Here is a 14196-nt window from a genome sequence, read left to right on the forward strand (position 1 = left end):
TACGGTGCTCAGTACAGCGGGATCCACAAGCCGAAGAACCAGTAGCCCCAACCGCCGTACATCCAGTTGAAGACCGGAACAACCGTGAATGCGTTGAACTGGAACGGGCCGAAGTCGACCCGAGCCACATCGACGTCACGGTTCGGCGGTCCATCCCACCGACGGTTCCAGCCACCGGCCGGCGGTGGGCCGTTCCAGCCGCCGGACGGCGGCGGGCCGTACCAATTCGGCGGCGGACCACCCGGAGCCGGAGCGTCACCCCAGCCGTAGGCGTGCGGCGGCGGAGGGGGAGGTGCGCCGCGTCCGACGACGTTGAACCCGATGTTGATGTTGATCGGACCGCCGACCTCTGCATTGCCCTTGGCGATGATGTCTGTGCGCGGCGGCTGGTACGGCGGGTGCGGCGGCTGGGTGTCCCTGGCCTGCTCCCGGGTGAGGCGCCGGTCATTGACCGCGACGTCGACGGTGGCGCTCGGCGCAGTGCTGGTGTTCGACGCGGACGACTCGTGGCCAGGCTTGTTCTTGTCGCTTGGCTCGGTGCTCGGTGCCGAGCTGGTCGCCGAATTGGGTGACGACTCGGTCGTCGGGGTGCCCGAGCTCGGGCTCTGCGACTCGCGGGTCTCATCGTGCGACCGGGAGGTGGTCGACGGAGCCGAGCTTTCCGGGCTCTGTGGTTTGGCCGACTCGCTGGTCTGGGGCGGCTGTGACTTCGGGGCCTCGGTGGTCTCGGGCGTCTCTGATTTCGGCGGCTGAGTCGCAGGCGCTTGAGTCTGCGGTGCTTGGGTTTCCGGGGTTTCCGGGGTTTGCGGCTTGGGCGCCTCGGTGCTTTCCGGAGCCTGGGGCTTTGCAGGAGCGGACTCTCCGCCACCGTTGGCTGGGCCATTGCCGCCGGACGAACCACCGCCGGACTCACTGTGACCACCGGATTGGCTGCCGCCGCCGGATCCGCCGGGCCCGCCCGGGCTCGGACAGGTCTGCCCAGGTGGGCACGGCGGTGGTGCCAGCGGGTAGGCATTGGCCACCCCACCGTTGAGCGTCAGTGCTGCGATGCCGACATTGGCAACCGCAGTAGTAACAACACGGGTAATCGACATACCTGTTACCTCGTTTCCGGGCGTTTGTCCGCTACCGCGGTGGGCAGCTCTATGGGCATGTCACATCCAACTCGAATGGCTTGGTCACCTGCTGCGGTGACTGAGGGTTGCTCATATCAGTGCCGCTGGCGGTGCCCTTGATGGTGTACGACTTGCCGCTCACCGCGGCTCCGGCATTATTGGCCTGGCCGGGTGCGGCATCAGAAAAGCCCAGTGCGACACCGTTTACGGTCCCCAACCCGACCGCATGGACGATCGGCGGGTTATCGGTGCTCACCACGGCGCCGATACCGCCGGAGGCATCGCCGATGCCCATGGTGACGGCGTTGTTCGCGGTGTTGCAGCTGACCGCGCCGGTGACGTTTTGTTGCTGACCGTCAACGATGACCTGCGGCCCGGGTGGCGCCGCCGCGGCAGCCCCACTCGATGTGCTCGATGATGTGTTTCCGGATTTGGTGCTTGAACAGCCGGTGAGTCCCGCGACCACGGCGGCCGCGGCTGCGACTCCGACCACAAACCCACGCTTTATCAACGCTTTCCTCCTCGTCGCGGCGGGAGTGACCTCCCGCGTCACCGCGTTCTCGATCGAGCGCACGGGCTTCCCCGGATCGCTTTGCTCTGTGTAGTACCCGCACACAGGAATTTGAATCATCGACGGATCAGACAGTAGCGGCCGGGGGCGGTCGTATTCGCTGGTTGACGCAACGGATAAATATGGATCGGCTGTGAGCGCGGGCAGTAGGCGCGAAGTGGGCTCAGTTCAGGGCAGTGCGGCCGGCCGCCGGACTCCGTAGATGCTCGTGCGGCGCAAGGGAATTGGTCCACACGTTGCCGGACTGCGCTCAGTCGAGGTTGGTCCGGCGCCCACCGATATACGCGCGCAGGGCTGCATCGGCGGAACGCAAGACATCGACCTGTTCGCCGCCGTCGCAACGGAACAGTCCGACAGTCACTTCGTGGTCGCTGTGGCCGATGACCCGCCACCAACCGCCGGCGATCTCCCAGCGCTGCAGAACCTCCACGGGATCGACGACCATGCCTGCAGATTGTTGCCGATCCCGCAGCTGAACGAAATCAAATTGCTGTTCAACCAGGACTTTTCGAGACGTAGCGCAGACCTAGCGCACGCTTATCCAAAACATAGGCCCGCTATCTAACGTCTCCTTATCGAGAGCATCGAAGGCTCAGGTGAGGAGCTGTGGGATGAACCTGAAACGGGCACTCGCAAGCATTTCGGTCACCGGAAGTGTCGGACTGGCGTTGATCGCGGCCGGGTCGGGAGTCGCGTATGCGGCACCGGGTGGAGGCTGCGGCATGGCACCGCAGTGTTCCGGTCGTCCGGGCCCCGGCGGCGGTGACCGCGGCCATCAAGGTTTCCATGGTGGCGACGCACCGCGGGGCCCTGGCGGCTGGGGCGGCGATCACGGCTTCCGTGGCGGCCCCAGTGATTTCCGCGGGCCGGGTGATTTCCGCGGTGGCGGCCCGGGTGGTTGGGGTGGCGGCGATCGCGATTTCCGTGGTGGCCCTGGCGATTTCCGCGGACCGGGCCCGAGGGACTGGGGGCCCAGGCCGTCGGGGGCGTTCCAAGGATTCCGCGGTGCGCCGTGGGGTGAAGGACCGGCTCCGTGGGGCTGGGGCGCACCACCCCGGGTCGGTTGGGGCGGGCCCTTCCCGCCGCCGGGCGGTTTCTGGAACGCCGGTCCGGTCAACTACTGGGGCTTCAACGAGACGCCGGTTTGGGATCAGGGCTTCTCGCAGTGGGGTATCTGGCTGTTCGGAATCTGGATCCCGCTGTAGCGCAGGCCAATACCTGCTCCTTGCGGACGCTGTCTCGGCAGGCGGGCGATCGTCGCCGTTCGGCGCGCCGGGGATCGCGCTGAACGGATCGTGAATGGCGGGGCAACACGTCCGGAAATAGTGGCGTCGCCCGGCCGCGCACGGGACACTTGGCGACGTGACCGCAACCACCTCACTCCTCAGCCGGATCATCAATTGGCTGCGCGCCGGCTATCCCGATGGCGTTCCGGGACCCGACCGGGTCCCGCTGCTGGCATTGTTGCGCAGCACCCCGTTGACCGACGATCAGGTCAAGGAGGTGGTCCGCAACATCACCGCGTCTGGTTCGGAAGTCTTGGCTGCTGGTGCGATCACGGCTGACGAGATCGAGTCGTTCATCTCTGATGTCACGCACCATGACGCCGGCCCCGAGAATGTCCAGCGGGTCGCGGCGAAACTGGCGGCCGCCGGTTGGCCGCTGGCCGGCGCGCAATTGGACTGAACGACAAAGCATTTGGCGGCCGTCGGGTCAGCTCCGGAAGTCCGGGCTGATCCGACGGCCGCCAAAGTCGTTGGGCGAAGCCGAGATCAGATCGTCGAGGCGTCGATCACGAAGCGGTACCGCACGTCGCTGGCCACGACTCGCTCGTAAGCCTCGTTGACATAAGACGCTTCGATGACCTCGATCTCCGGGGTCACGTCGTGCTCGGCGCAGAAGTCCAGCATCTCTTGGGTTTCCGGGATGCCACCGATCATCGAACCCGAGATGCTGCGGCGCCCGCCGGCCAGCGGGAAGGCCGGCACCTCAAGCGGGTGCTCCGGGATGCCCAGTTCGACGAGCGTGCCGTCAACCTTGAGCAGGCCCAGGTAGGCGCCCATGGGGAGGTTGGCGGACACGGTGTTGAGGATCAGGTCGAACTTGCCCGCCAGCTTGCTGAAGGTGTCCCGGTCCGAGGTGGCGTAGTACTCGTCGGCGCCGAGGCTCAGGCCGTCTTCCATCTTCTTGAGCGACTGGCTCAGCACGGTGACGTGTGCACCCATGGCGTGGGCCAACTTGACGCCCATGTGACCCAGTCCACCGAGACCGATGATCGCGACCTGCTTGCCGGGACCGGCATTCCAGTGCCGCAGCGGCGAGAACAGGGTGATCCCGGCGCAGAGCAGGGGAGCGGCCTTGTCCAACGGAATGCTGTCCGGGATGCGCAGCACGTAGTTCTCGTCGACGACGATCGCGGTGCTGTAGCCACCGTAGGTGGGGCTGCCATCGCGCTCGGTGGAGTTGTAGGTGCCGTGCATGCCGTAGTCACCGGTGCAGTACTGCTGGAGGCCGGCCTGGCAGTTGTCGCACTCGCGGCACGAGTCGATGAAGCAGCCGACGCCGACGTGGTCGCCGACCTGGTACTTGGTTACCTCCGAGCCGACCGCGGTGACCACACCGGCGATCTCGTGTCCGGGTACCACGGGGTAATTGGCCGGACCCCACTCCGACTTGACGGTGTGGATGTCGGAGTGACAGATGCCGGCGAACTTGACGTCGAATGCGACGTCGTGCGGCCCCACCTCGCGGCGTTCGATGGTGGTCTTGACCAGCGGGCTGGTCGCTGAGGCTGCGGAGTAGGCGGAAACGGTTGTTGTCATGACTGATGTGTCCTCTTGGCTCTCGAATTGCCTTACGGGTGCGCGTCCGTTCGCCAAAAATTGGCGAGATCGACGAATCGGGTGCGACGCGGCCCCGTTGGATGTCAACAGGGCCGCGTCCTCAACTAGTCCCGGATTCGAGTGTGACTTACGCGGAAAGCCGTTGCTAAATGCCGGCTGCGCGGAACCCGGCGTTGAAGCTGACTCGCTCGTAGCTGGCGACGCCCGCCGCGACGTACGGATCGCTTGCGGTCAGGGCGTCGGCGTCCTCGGCCGACATGTCGGCGGCGATGAGTACGGCACCACCTTGGGATTCGAGTCGGCCGGCCAGCAGAATCCGCTTCTGTTCGACCAGGTCGCCCAGCCACTTCAGATGGGCGGGCCGGGCCTGGTCGACGATGTCGAGGGGCTGGGTGTAGGTGATATTGAGCACGTGAAACACGAGTGCCCAGACTAGTTGATCGGAGCGTTGAGCCAGTGCAGATCGTCGAGCATGCCCCGGGCTGCCACGATGCCCTGGCCGGTCTGCCACACCTCGTTGTTGACGACGAAAACCCGGTTCTCGTGGGTGGCCGACAACTTCTTCCATTCCGGGCTGTCGAAGATGGTCGCGGCGCGACTCTTGGCCGCCGCCGAATCGAACGACACGTAGACGATATCGCCGTCGGCCGCAGCGAAATCGGTCGACGGACCGAGCCGGGTGACATCGATCTCGTGGTAAGGCTTGTCGGTAAACCGTTGTGGGGCAGGGCGATCCGCGCCCATGGCGGCCAGCACACTGCCCGGGAAGTCGGCGACGCCCCACACTCGCATGGTCTTGTCGGTCAGCTGCACCACCGACACCTGGAAATGGTTGGCGTCGGTCTGGGCCCCGACCTTGGCCGCGTCGGCGGTGAATCCGTCGACCAGCGCGCCGGCCGGGCCGCCGCGACCCGTTGCGGTGCCCACCAGACGCAGGTTGTCTTGCCAGGCCGCGCCGGGGGCTCCGGTGAACACCGTCGGCGCGATCGCCGACAGCGCGCCGTACGCATCCGGTGTCAGTGCCTGTGAGCCCAGGATCAGATCGGGGTTGGCGGCCTTGATGGCATCCAGGTCGGGCTTGGTCTGCGACCCGGCGGCCGGCACGCCCCGCACCACGGCGCCCAGGTAGGACGGCTGGCCGCCGGCACCGTCGGCGATCGCAGCGGCCACGATCCGGGACTGCAACCCGAGGGCGCACAGTGTGTCGAGTGCGTCATCGGACAGCACCACGATGCGTTGCGGGTCCGCCTTCACCTGGCTGATACCGGCGGCGTGGTGCACCTCCCGGGTCGGCGGGCCGCCGGCGGCTGAGCCGCTGATCAGGTCGGGGTCGAGGGCAGCCGGGTCGGGCGCGCAGGAATCGTCGGGTCGGCGCTGATTGCCCAGCACGCCGGCGTTGGCGACCTGCGTGGTGCTGGTGATCGGGGCCGATCGCTGGGTCGGGCCGTTGGCATTGGTGTTGCCCGAGCATCCGGTCAACACGCCGACGGTGGTCGCGGTGACAATCGCTGCGCCGGCTGCCATGACGCGGACACGAGCGGGCGGGAGCTGCACGTCGCCGACGTTAACATCTGCCCAGTGCCGCCCTGGTGAGACGGCACGGCACAGGCTGTGGCGGTAGGGATTTCCACCAATTACGACAGTTTGTAGGACTCCTCGGCGCAGTGCGGGGAGATGGGGGATAAGATCACCGTCAGGTGAGCATCGGGATGCCCCCGCATGCACGAATACTTGGAGGATCTGTTGGTAGCCGAAGCGCCCCCAATCGGAGAACTCGAGGCACGGCGTCCGTTCCCGGAACGTATGGGGCCCAGGGGCAACCTGATCTACAACCTGGTGACCACCACCGATCACAAGCTGATCGGCATCATGTACTGCGTCGCCTGCTTCATCTTCTTCTTCATCGGCGGCCTGATGGCGCTGTTCATGCGCACCGAGCTGGCCATGCCCGGACTGCAGTTCCTGTCCAACGAGCAGTTCAACCAGCTGTTCACCATGCACGGCACGGTGATGCTGCTGTTCTACGCCACTCCGATCGTGTTCGGCTTCGCCAACCTGGTACTGCCGCTGCAGATCGGCGCGCCCGACGTCGCCTTCCCGCGGCTGAACGCGTTCTCGTTCTGGCTGTTCCTGTTCGGCGCGATGATCGCCATCGCCGGCTTCATCACCCCCGGTGGTGCCGCTGACTTCGGCTGGACCGCCTACTCGCCGCTGACCGACGCCATCCACTCACCGGGCGCCGGTGGCGACCTGTGGATCGTGGGCCTGGCCGTCGGTGGTCTGGGCACCATCCTCGGTGGTGTCAACATGGTCACCACGGTGGTCTGCATGCGTGCCCCGGGCATGACCATGTTCCGCATGCCGATCTTCACCTGGAACATCCTGGTGACCTCGATCCTGGTGCTGCTGGCCTTCCCGCTGCTGACCGCCGCGCTCTTCGGCCTGGCCGCCGACCGTCACCTGGGTGCGCACATCTACGACCCGGCCAACGGCGGCGTTCTGCTGTGGCAGCACCTGTTCTGGTTCTTCGGGCACCCCGAGGTGTACATCATCGCGCTGCCGTTCTTCGGCATCGTGTCGGAGATCTTCCCGGTGTTCTCCCGCAAGCCGATCTTCGGTTACACCACCCTGATCTACGCCACGCTGTCCATCGCGGCGCTGTCGGTCGCGGTGTGGGCGCACCACATGTACGCCACCGGCGCGGTGCTGCTGCCGTTCTTCTCGTTCATGACGTTCCTGATCGCGGTCCCGACCGGTATCAAGTTCTTCAACTGGATCGGCACCATGTGGAAGGGACAGCTCACCTTCGAGACGCCGATGCTGTTCTCGGTCGGCTTCCTGATCACCTTCCTGCTCGGTGGTCTGTCGGGCGTGCTGCTGGCCAGCCCGCCGCTGGACTTCCACGTCACCGACAGCTACTTCGTCATCGCGCACTTCCACTACGTGCTCTTCGGCACCATCGTGTTCGCCACCTACGCGGGCATCTACTTCTGGTTCCCGAAGATGACCGGCCGGCTGCTCGACGAGCGTCTGGGCAAGGTGCACTTCTGGCTGACCTTCATCGGATTCCACACCACCTTCCTGGTGCAGCACTGGCTCGGCGACGAGGGCATGCCCCGCCGCTACGCCGACTACCTGGAGTCCGACGGCTTCACCACGCTCAACGTCATCTCGACCATCGGCGCGTTCATCCTGGGCCTCTCGACGCTGCCGTTCGTGTGGAACGTCTTCAAGAGCTGGCGTTATGGCGAGCCGGTCGTGGTCGATGACCCGTGGGGTTACGGCAACTCGCTGGAGTGGGCCACCAGCTGCCCGCCGCCGCGGCACAACTTCACCGAGCTGCCCCGGATCCGTTCGGAGCGCCCGGCGTTCGAGCTCCACTACCCCCACATGGTCGAGCGGATGCGTGCCGAGGCGCACGTCGGCCGGTCCCACCACTAGAAATCAGCCGATCCGCCCGCGCCTCGTGCGCGGGCGGTTCTGCGTTACGGACGGTTATAGATGACCACGTCAAAGGTGTCGGTCCTGATCACCGTCACCGGACTCGATCAACCGGGCGTCACCTCCACGCTGTTCGGCGTGCTGTCCCGCCACAATGTCGAGCTGTTGAACGTCGAACAGGTCGTGATACGCGGTCGCCTGACGCTCGGGGTCCTGGTGGCCATGCCCGCGGCCGTCACCTGCGATGTGTTGGGCGATGACGTGCAGCAGGCGATCCGGGCTCTTGGCCTGGACGTCACGATCGAAGCAAGTGACGACCTGCCGGTGCTCCGCGAGCCATCCACGCACACCATCGTGGTGCTGGGCCGACCCATCACGGCGGAGGCCTTCACCGTGGTGGCGAGCGAGGTGGCCGCGCTCGGGGTGAACATCGACTTCATCCGGGGCGTTTCGGACTACCCGGTGACCGGCCTGGAGCTGCGGGTCTCGGTGCCGGCGGGAGCGGCCTACGGCCAGCTGCAGACGGCGCTGGCCCGGGTGGCCGTCGATGAAGGCGTCGACATCGCGCTGGAGGACTACAGTCTGGCTCGTCGCGCCAAGCGGCTCATCGTGTTCGACGTCGACTCCACCCTGATCCAGGGCGAGGTGATCGAGATGCTGGCGGCCCGTGCCGGTGCCGAGGACAAGGTCGCCAGGATCACCGAGGCCGCGATGCGCGGCGAACTGGACTTCGAGGAGTCGTTGCGCGAGCGGGTGGCGACCCTGGCCGGCCTGCCTGCATCGGTGGTCGACGAGGTCGCCGACGAACTGGAACTGACCCCGGGCGCGCGCACCACGCTGCGTACCCTGCGCCGGTTGGGCTACCACTGCGGCGTGGTGTCCGGCGGATTCCGTCAGGTCATCGAGCCGCTGGCCGAGGAACTGATGCTCGACTTCGTCGCGGCCAACCACCTGGAGATCGTGGACGGCAAGCTGACCGGCCGGGTCACCGGGCCGATCGTCGATCGGCCCGGTAAGGCAAAGGCGTTGCGGGACTTCGCCGAGCAGGCCGGCGTTCCGATGGAGCAGACCGTCGCCGTCGGTGACGGAGCCAACGACATCGACATGTTGTCGGCGGCCGGCCTCGGCGTGGCATTCAACGCCAAACCCGCCCTGCGGGAGGTCGCGGACGCCGCGCTGAACCACCCGTACCTGGACACCGTGCTGTTCATTCTGGGCATCACCCGCGGCGAGATCGAGGCGGCCGATGCCGCGGACGGTGTGGTCCGGCGGGTGGAGATCCCGGAGGCCTGACGCCGCGGGTGGTGGTCGGCCAAGTGGTTCTCCGGTTACAGTGGCAGGACGTCGGGGGACGAAAGACTTGTTGACGTTTGACGACGTGGGGAGTTGGTGACATGAAGCGTGCTGTCCTGATCGGTAGCTGCGCGGTCGGATTGGTCATGGGGACGCTGTCCGCCGGTGCGCTGTCGGCTTCGGCGCCGGCCTTCGCCTGCCCCTACGGCACGGTGCCAAGCCACTTCTCGGGCGTGTGCACCGCAGGCCAGGCCGGCAACGCAGGTCCGCAGGCGGTACCCCCGCAGACCACCAACAGTGGTTCCAATGGCGCGCAGATCACCCAGTCGGTCGGTGGGTTACAGACGGTCAACGGCATTCCGTGCACGCCCGAGCATCAGGGCACCTGCATCGGATTGATCCAGAGCCAGCAGCACTAGTTTTCAGACCACGAGGGAGTGCGCTTGCGGCGCACTGACCCCGGTGACGCTGTGCCAGGCCCGCGCCAACAGCTCGATCGCCTCCCGTAGCCGGTTTTCGGGCAGCGTGTAGGGCACCCGGATGAAACGTTCCAGGGTTCCGTCGACGCCGAACCGCGGGCCCGCCGGGATGGCCAAGCCCAGTCGGGAGGACGCGGCCGACAGCGCCGAACTCATCGGCGCCGGCAGCTGAATCCACAACGTCATGCCGCCGCCGCCCTGATTCGGCGTCCAGTCCGGGAGATGTTCCCGCAGAAGAGATTTGAGTAGTTCGCGGCGACGCCGCAACAGCTCCCGACGCTCCGGCAACAGCTCGTCCGCGCGGTCGAGCAACCGGGCTGCGGCCAGTTGGTCGACGATCGCGGTGCCCATGTCCACCGCCGGGCGTACCGCCGCGATGGTCGCCAGGGTGCTGCGTTCGGCGCGGATCCAGCCGATGCGCAGCCCGCCCCAGAAGGACTTGGACACCGACCCGATGGTGATGACCAGGTCTTTGCGGGTGCTCAGATACGACGCCAACGGTGGTGGTGGTGGTGGCTCGTCGAGCCAGATGTCGCTGATGGTCTCATCGATGATGGTGCGGGTACGGGTCTCCGAGATGATGTGCGCCAAGGCTTTTCGATCATCGGAGGACATGCACAGGCCGGTGGGGTTCTGATTGTCCGGCACCAGATAGGCCAGGCTGGGGTTGAGCTGGCGCAGCGCGGCATGCACCGCGTCGAGTTCCCACCCGTCCGCGGTCATGGCCACCGGTACCGGGCGCGCGCCGGAGGCGGAGATCGCCGAGAGTGCACCATGGTAAGTGGGCTGCTCGACGAGCACCCGGTCGCCGGGCTGGGTGTAGGTGGCCAGCACCAGCCCGATGGCGTGCAGTGCGCCACTGGTCACCATCACCTCATCAGGATCGGTGGGAAGCCCTCTGGCGCAATATCTTTCGGCGATCGCACGGCGAAGTTCGGGCACCCCTGCCAGTTCGATGCCGATATCGTGCAGGTAGGGCGTGGCGTCGTGGACCGCTTGTCCGAAGGCCTCCAGGGTGGCAGCGGCGGGCGCGGACAGCGCCGCCTCGGCCAGGCTCACTGTGTCGCCGCGGGGGTGCCCGGCGGTGGTCGGCGTGGTCGGCAGGGCCGTCGTGCTGCGTGCGCCGCGGCGGGCCCGCAGGTAACCGTCTTCGCGCAGCTGGGTATAGGCCGCGGTGACTGTCGTGCGCGACACGTGCAGAGCGTCGGACAGGGCGCGCTCGCTGGGCAACTGCGCCCCGACGGGCACCCGGCCATCGATGACCAGCAACCGCAGCCCGTCGGCCAATCCCAGGTAGGCAGGTCCGCTGGCGCCTGCGGTACGCCAGTTGCCGAGCTCGCGCGCCAAGAGGTCCACATCGAGCTTCCTGTCGGCGATGTCCTCGATCATAGGAGCCAGTTTGAGTTAACTGGATATTGATTGGCAAGCCAGATCTTCGTCAATATGGTCCCATGGTGCGAAATTGGACCTCGGTATTGGTGCGGCTCGGGATCACCCCGACGCGGAGCGCTGCGTTGTTGATCGGCCTGGCCGGCTATGGCTTCTCGATGGCGCTCATGGTGCAGGCCGGGCTCGGTCTGGATCCCTGGGACGTCTTTCATCAGGGGCTGGCCGGGCGTACCGGACTGACCATCGGGGCCGCCTCGGCCGTCGTCGGCGCGGCGGTGCTGCTGGGTTGGATTCCGTTGCGCAACCGGCCGGGTGTCGGCACCATCGCCAACGTCATCGTCATCGCGGTCACCGTCGACACCGGCCTGGCCGTGCTGCCGCACCCGACGTCGTTGCCGGTGCGGATCGCGATGATGGTCGGGGCGGTGGTCCTCAACGCGTTGAGCACCGTGCTGTACATCGGCGCGGGCATGGGGCCCGGCCCGCGTGACGGCCTGATGACCGGGCTGGTGGCCCGCACCGGATGGTCGGTGCGGCTGGTGCGGACCAGCATCGAAACCACCGTGCTGGCTGTCGGCTGGTTGCTCGGTGGCACGGTTGGCGTGGGAACTGTGGTGTACGCCTTGGGGATTGGTCCGTTGGTGCAACTGGTGCTGCGGTGCACCCCACGGCGGTGGTTGGCGGTCAGTGGTTGGGCACAGGTGGTGGGCGACCGGGTGAGCGAGCCTGCCGTGGCTACGATGAGCGAGTGCCCGGCGCCCCCAGCGACAACCACGCAGAATCCGACGTTGCGCCCGACCCAGACCTGCTGATCGAGTTCACCGACGTGGCGTTGCGCCGCAGCGGCGCAACGTTGGTCGGACCGGTCACCTGGTCGGTCGAACTCGACGAACGCTGGGTGGTTCTCGGACCCAACGGGGCCGGCAAGACCTCCCTGCTGCGGATGGCGGCGGCCGTCGAGCATCCGTCGTCCGGTACCGCCTTTGTGCTGGCCGAGCGGTTGGGCCGGACAGACATGTCCGAGCTGCGGTCCCGGATCGGGCTGAGCAGCGCGGCACTGTCACAACGGATCCCGGACGGGGAGCTGGTCCGCGACCTGGTGGTGTCCGCCGGGTATGCGGTGCTGGGCCGGTGGCGTGAGCAGTACGAGGACGTCGACTACCACCGCGCCGTCGACACCCTGGAGAGCGTCGGCGCCGAACATCTCGCCGACCGGATCTACGGCACCCTCTCCGAGGGTGAACGCAAGCGCGTGCTGATTGCCCGGTCATTGATGACCGACCCGGAATTGCTCCTGCTCGACGAACCGGCCGCCGGACTGGACCTGGGCGGCCGCGAAGAGCTGGTGGCGCGGTTGGCTGACCTGGCTGCGGACCCCGATGCGCCGGCCACTGTCCTGGTCACCCATCATGTGGAGGAGATCCCAGAGGGCTTCACCCACTGCCTGCTGCTGTCCGAAGGACATGTGGTGGCCGCGGGTCTGCTGACCGATGTACTGACCGCGGACAACCTGTCGGCGGCATTCGGCCAGTCGATAGCCCTGGACTACCTCGACGGGCGGTACTTCGCCCGTCGGACCCGCACTCGTGCGGCGCACAGGAGGCGAATGTGAGCGAAGCAGCTGACCCACTTACACCCAGGCCGGCGGCCACCGTGATGCTGGTGCGCGACGCCGCCGAGAGCATCGAGGTGTTCCTGATGCGACGGGTGCAGTCCATGCAGTTCGTCGCCGGTGTGACGGTGTTTCCCGGCGGCGGTGTCGACGAGCGGGACCGCGACGCCGACATCGCGTGGGCCGGCCCGGACCGGCACTGGTGGGCCGAGAAATTCGGTGTCGACCCCGTACTGGCCGGTGCACTGGTGTGCGCCGCGGCTCGCGAGACCTTCGAGGAATCCGGTGTGCTGTTCGCCGGGCCTGCGGGTGACCCGCAGGGGATCGTGTCGGACGCCTCGGTCTATCGAGACGCACGCGCTGCGTTGGAGAGCCGGGAACTGTCCTTCGGCGAATTCCTGGCCCGCGAGAACCTGGTGCTGCGTGCCGATCTGCTGCGGCCTTGGGCCAACTGGGTGACGCCCAAGGAAGAGCGCAGCCGGCGTTACGACACCTTCTTCTTCGTCGGCGCCCTGCCCGAGGGACAGCGTGCCGACGGCGATAACACCGAGAGCGACAAGGCCGACTGGTCCACCCCGCAGTCGGCGCTCGACGAGTTCGAACAGGGGCAGTCGTTCCTGCTGCCGCCGACCTGGACCCAGCTCGATTCGCTCAATGGCCGAACCGTCGCCGAGGTGCTGGCCGTCGACCGCAAGGTGGTGGCCGTGACTCCGAAGCTGACGGAGGATCAGGGCAACTGGGAGATCGAGTTCTTCAACAGCGACCGGTACAACGCCGCGCGCAACCACCGGGCGCCGTGATGGACATCGGGGAGTTCGTCCAGATCCACGTCGCCGACGGCATCGGCACGCTGCTGCTCGCGCGTCCACCGCGCAATGCCCTGACCCGCCAGATGTGCCGGGAGATCGGCACCGCGGCGCAGCAACTGGGGCAGCGCTCCGATGTCACCGCGGTAATCGTGTACGGCGGCCATGAGGTGTTCAGCACGGGCGACGACGACTGGGAGAGCAGCACTCTCGACGACGCCGAGGCCCAGGTGGCAGGTGCGGTGTGCCGAGCCGCGGTCGATGCGGTCGCCTCCATCCCCAAGCCGACGGTCGCTGCGGTGACCGGCTACGCGCTGGGCAGCGGCCTGACCCTGGCACTGGCGGCCGACTGGCGGATCAGCGGAGACAACGTCAAGGTCGGTTCGACCGAGATCCTGTCGGGCCGCGCTCCCGCGGAGGGTGCCGCGACGCGGCTGGCTGCGGTGGTGGGGGACAGCCGGGCCAAGGATCTGGTCTTCAGCGGCCGGTTCGCCGGCGCCGAGGAGGCCTTGTCCCTGGGCCTGATCGATGAATTGGTGGCACCCGATCACGTCTATGACGAGGCCCGCAAGTGGGCGGTACGGTTCGCTGACGCTTCTCCGGGGGCGCTGGCCGCGGCGAAGGCCTCGTTCGGCCCCTGCTGAAGG

16 protein-coding genes are annotated in these 14196 nt (G+C 67.0%); 9 read left to right on the forward strand and 7 right to left on the reverse strand.

The genetic code is table 11. The features are described 5' to 3' along the window. Positions 1 to 8: 8 nt before the first annotated feature. The 3 genes from ABIA30_RS00700 to ABIA30_RS00710 all read right to left on the reverse strand — a co-directional run bounded on the left by ABIA30_RS00700 (position 9) and on the right by ABIA30_RS00710 (position 2131). Positions 9 to 1094 (reverse strand): MAP_0585 family protein, encoded by a 1086-nt coding sequence (locus tag ABIA30_RS00700; RefSeq protein WP_370061148.1) that lies wholly within the window; start codon positions 1092 to 1094, stop codon positions 9 to 11. A gap of 49 nt (positions 1095 to 1143) precedes the next feature. Beyond that, entirely contained in the window at positions 1144 to 1623 is a 480-nt protein-coding gene (locus ABIA30_RS00705) for a lipoprotein LpqH (protein ID WP_370063189.1), read from the reverse strand. 313 nt (positions 1624 to 1936) lie between these two features. After that, positions 1937 to 2131, reverse strand: coding sequence for a hypothetical protein (locus tag ABIA30_RS00710; protein WP_370061150.1), 195 nt, complete (start codon positions 2129 to 2131; stop codon positions 1937 to 1939). Between the two features lie 166 nt (positions 2132 to 2297). Here ABIA30_RS00710 and ABIA30_RS00715 point away from each other — a divergent pair, with 166 nt between their 5' ends. Next, the gene (locus ABIA30_RS00715; RefSeq protein ID WP_370061152.1) at positions 2298 to 2891 is read left to right on the forward strand and encodes a chitin-binding protein; all 594 of its coding nucleotides are present in this window, start codon (positions 2298 to 2300) and stop codon (positions 2889 to 2891) included. A 157-nt stretch (positions 2892 to 3048) separates the two neighbouring features. Continuing rightward, positions 3049 to 3372 carry a DUF3349 domain-containing protein gene (locus ABIA30_RS00720; protein WP_370061154.1) on the forward strand — a complete coding sequence of 108 codons (324 nt, stop codon included), beginning with the start codon at positions 3049 to 3051 and terminating at the stop codon, positions 3370 to 3372. Between the two features lie 86 nt (positions 3373 to 3458). On the opposite strand, the gene ABIA30_RS00725 is transcribed toward ABIA30_RS00720, so the two are convergent. The 3 genes from ABIA30_RS00725 to ABIA30_RS00735 all read right to left on the reverse strand — a co-directional run bounded on the left by ABIA30_RS00725 (position 3459) and on the right by ABIA30_RS00735 (position 6083). After that, on the reverse strand, positions 3459 to 4508 hold the full coding sequence (locus ABIA30_RS00725) for an NAD(P)-dependent alcohol dehydrogenase (RefSeq protein ID WP_370061156.1): 1050 nt from the start codon (positions 4506 to 4508) through the stop codon (positions 3459 to 3461). A gap of 166 nt (positions 4509 to 4674) precedes the next feature. Beyond that, positions 4675 to 4950, reverse strand: a complete 276-nt coding sequence (locus ABIA30_RS00730; RefSeq protein ID WP_370061158.1) for a YciI family protein — start codon at positions 4948 to 4950, stop codon at positions 4675 to 4677. Positions 4951 to 4961: 11 nt separating this feature from the next. Next, positions 4962 to 6083: an iron-siderophore ABC transporter substrate-binding protein gene (locus ABIA30_RS00735; RefSeq protein ID WP_370061160.1), complete on the reverse strand. Its 1122-nt coding sequence runs from the start codon at positions 6081 to 6083 to the stop codon at positions 4962 to 4964. Between the two features lie 189 nt (positions 6084 to 6272). Between ABIA30_RS00735 and ctaD the strand changes: the two genes are divergently transcribed. The 3 genes from ctaD to ABIA30_RS00750 all read left to right on the forward strand — a co-directional run bounded on the left by ctaD (position 6273) and on the right by ABIA30_RS00750 (position 9682). Next, positions 6273 to 7970 (forward strand): cytochrome c oxidase subunit I, encoded by a 1698-nt coding sequence (gene ctaD, locus ABIA30_RS00740; RefSeq protein ID WP_370063191.1) that lies wholly within the window; start codon positions 6273 to 6275, stop codon positions 7968 to 7970. A 60-nt stretch (positions 7971 to 8030) separates the two neighbouring features. Beyond that, a complete protein-coding gene (serB, locus tag ABIA30_RS00745) occupies positions 8031 to 9263 on the forward strand; it encodes a phosphoserine phosphatase SerB (protein ID WP_370061162.1) in 1233 nt (410 codons plus the stop codon). A gap of 101 nt (positions 9264 to 9364) precedes the next feature. After that, a complete protein-coding gene (locus tag ABIA30_RS00750) occupies positions 9365 to 9682 on the forward strand; it encodes a hypothetical protein (RefSeq protein ID WP_370061164.1) in 318 nt (105 codons plus the stop codon). A gap of 3 nt (positions 9683 to 9685) precedes the next feature. Here ABIA30_RS00750 and ABIA30_RS00755 read toward each other — a convergent pair whose 3' ends face one another. Next, positions 9686 to 11131 (reverse strand): PLP-dependent aminotransferase family protein, encoded by a 1446-nt coding sequence (locus tag ABIA30_RS00755; RefSeq protein ID WP_370061166.1) that lies wholly within the window; start codon positions 11129 to 11131, stop codon positions 9686 to 9688. 62 nt (positions 11132 to 11193) lie between these two features. Between ABIA30_RS00755 and ABIA30_RS00760 the strand changes: the two genes are divergently transcribed. Genes ABIA30_RS00760 through ABIA30_RS00775 form a run of 4 tightly spaced genes read left to right on the forward strand, consistent with a single transcriptional unit; the run spans position 11194 to position 14193 of the window. After that, positions 11194 to 11943 carry a YitT family protein gene (locus ABIA30_RS00760; RefSeq protein WP_370061167.1) on the forward strand — a complete coding sequence of 250 codons (750 nt, stop codon included), beginning with the start codon at positions 11194 to 11196 and terminating at the stop codon, positions 11941 to 11943. After that, complete coding sequence (locus tag ABIA30_RS00765; protein WP_370061169.1) at positions 11880 to 12743, forward strand: ABC transporter ATP-binding protein; 864 nt, start codon at positions 11880 to 11882, stop codon at positions 12741 to 12743. The genes ABIA30_RS00760 and ABIA30_RS00765 overlap by 64 nt, the downstream gene beginning before the upstream one ends. Positions 12744 to 12787: 44 nt before the next feature. Next, positions 12788 to 13543, forward strand: coding sequence for an NUDIX hydrolase (locus tag ABIA30_RS00770; protein ID WP_370063193.1), 756 nt, complete (start codon positions 12788 to 12790; stop codon positions 13541 to 13543). After that, entirely contained in the window at positions 13543 to 14193 is a 651-nt protein-coding gene (locus tag ABIA30_RS00775; RefSeq protein WP_370061171.1) for an enoyl-CoA hydratase, read from the forward strand. The genes ABIA30_RS00770 and ABIA30_RS00775 overlap by 1 nt, the downstream gene beginning before the upstream one ends. Positions 14194 to 14196: the final 3 nt, after the last annotated feature.

Origin of the sequence: Mycobacterium sp. MAA66 (assembly GCF_041261665.1) — a bacterium.
Taxonomy (GTDB): domain Bacteria; phylum Actinomycetota; class Actinomycetes; order Mycobacteriales; family Mycobacteriaceae; genus Mycobacterium.

Coding starts and splice junctions, on each gene's coding strand:
- ABIA30_RS00700 (WP_370061148.1), bottom strand. CDS start 1,094: ATGTCGATTACCCGTGTTGTTACTACTGCGGTTGCCAATGTCGGCATC.
- ABIA30_RS00710 (WP_370061150.1), bottom strand. CDS start 2,131: ATGGTCGTCGATCCCGTGGAGGTTCTGCAGCGCTGGGAGATCGCCGGC.
- ABIA30_RS00715 (WP_370061152.1), top strand. CDS start 2,298: ATGAACCTGAAACGGGCACTCGCAAGCATTTCGGTCACCGGAAGTGTC.
- ABIA30_RS00725 (WP_370061156.1), bottom strand. CDS start 4,508: ATGACAACAACCGTTTCCGCCTACTCCGCAGCCTCAGCGACCAGCCCG.
- serB (WP_370061162.1), top strand. CDS start 8,031: ATGACCACGTCAAAGGTGTCGGTCCTGATCACCGTCACCGGACTCGAT.
- ABIA30_RS00750 (WP_370061164.1), top strand. CDS start 9,365: ATGAAGCGTGCTGTCCTGATCGGTAGCTGCGCGGTCGGATTGGTCATG.
- ABIA30_RS00755 (WP_370061166.1), bottom strand. CDS start 11,131: ATGATCGAGGACATCGCCGACAGGAAGCTCGATGTGGACCTCTTGGCG.
- ABIA30_RS00760 (WP_370061167.1), top strand. CDS start 11,194: ATGGTGCGAAATTGGACCTCGGTATTGGTGCGGCTCGGGATCACCCCG.
- ABIA30_RS00770 (WP_370063193.1), top strand. CDS start 12,788: ATGCTGGTGCGCGACGCCGCCGAGAGCATCGAGGTGTTCCTGATGCGA.
- ABIA30_RS00775 (WP_370061171.1), top strand. CDS start 13,543: ATGGACATCGGGGAGTTCGTCCAGATCCACGTCGCCGACGGCATCGGC.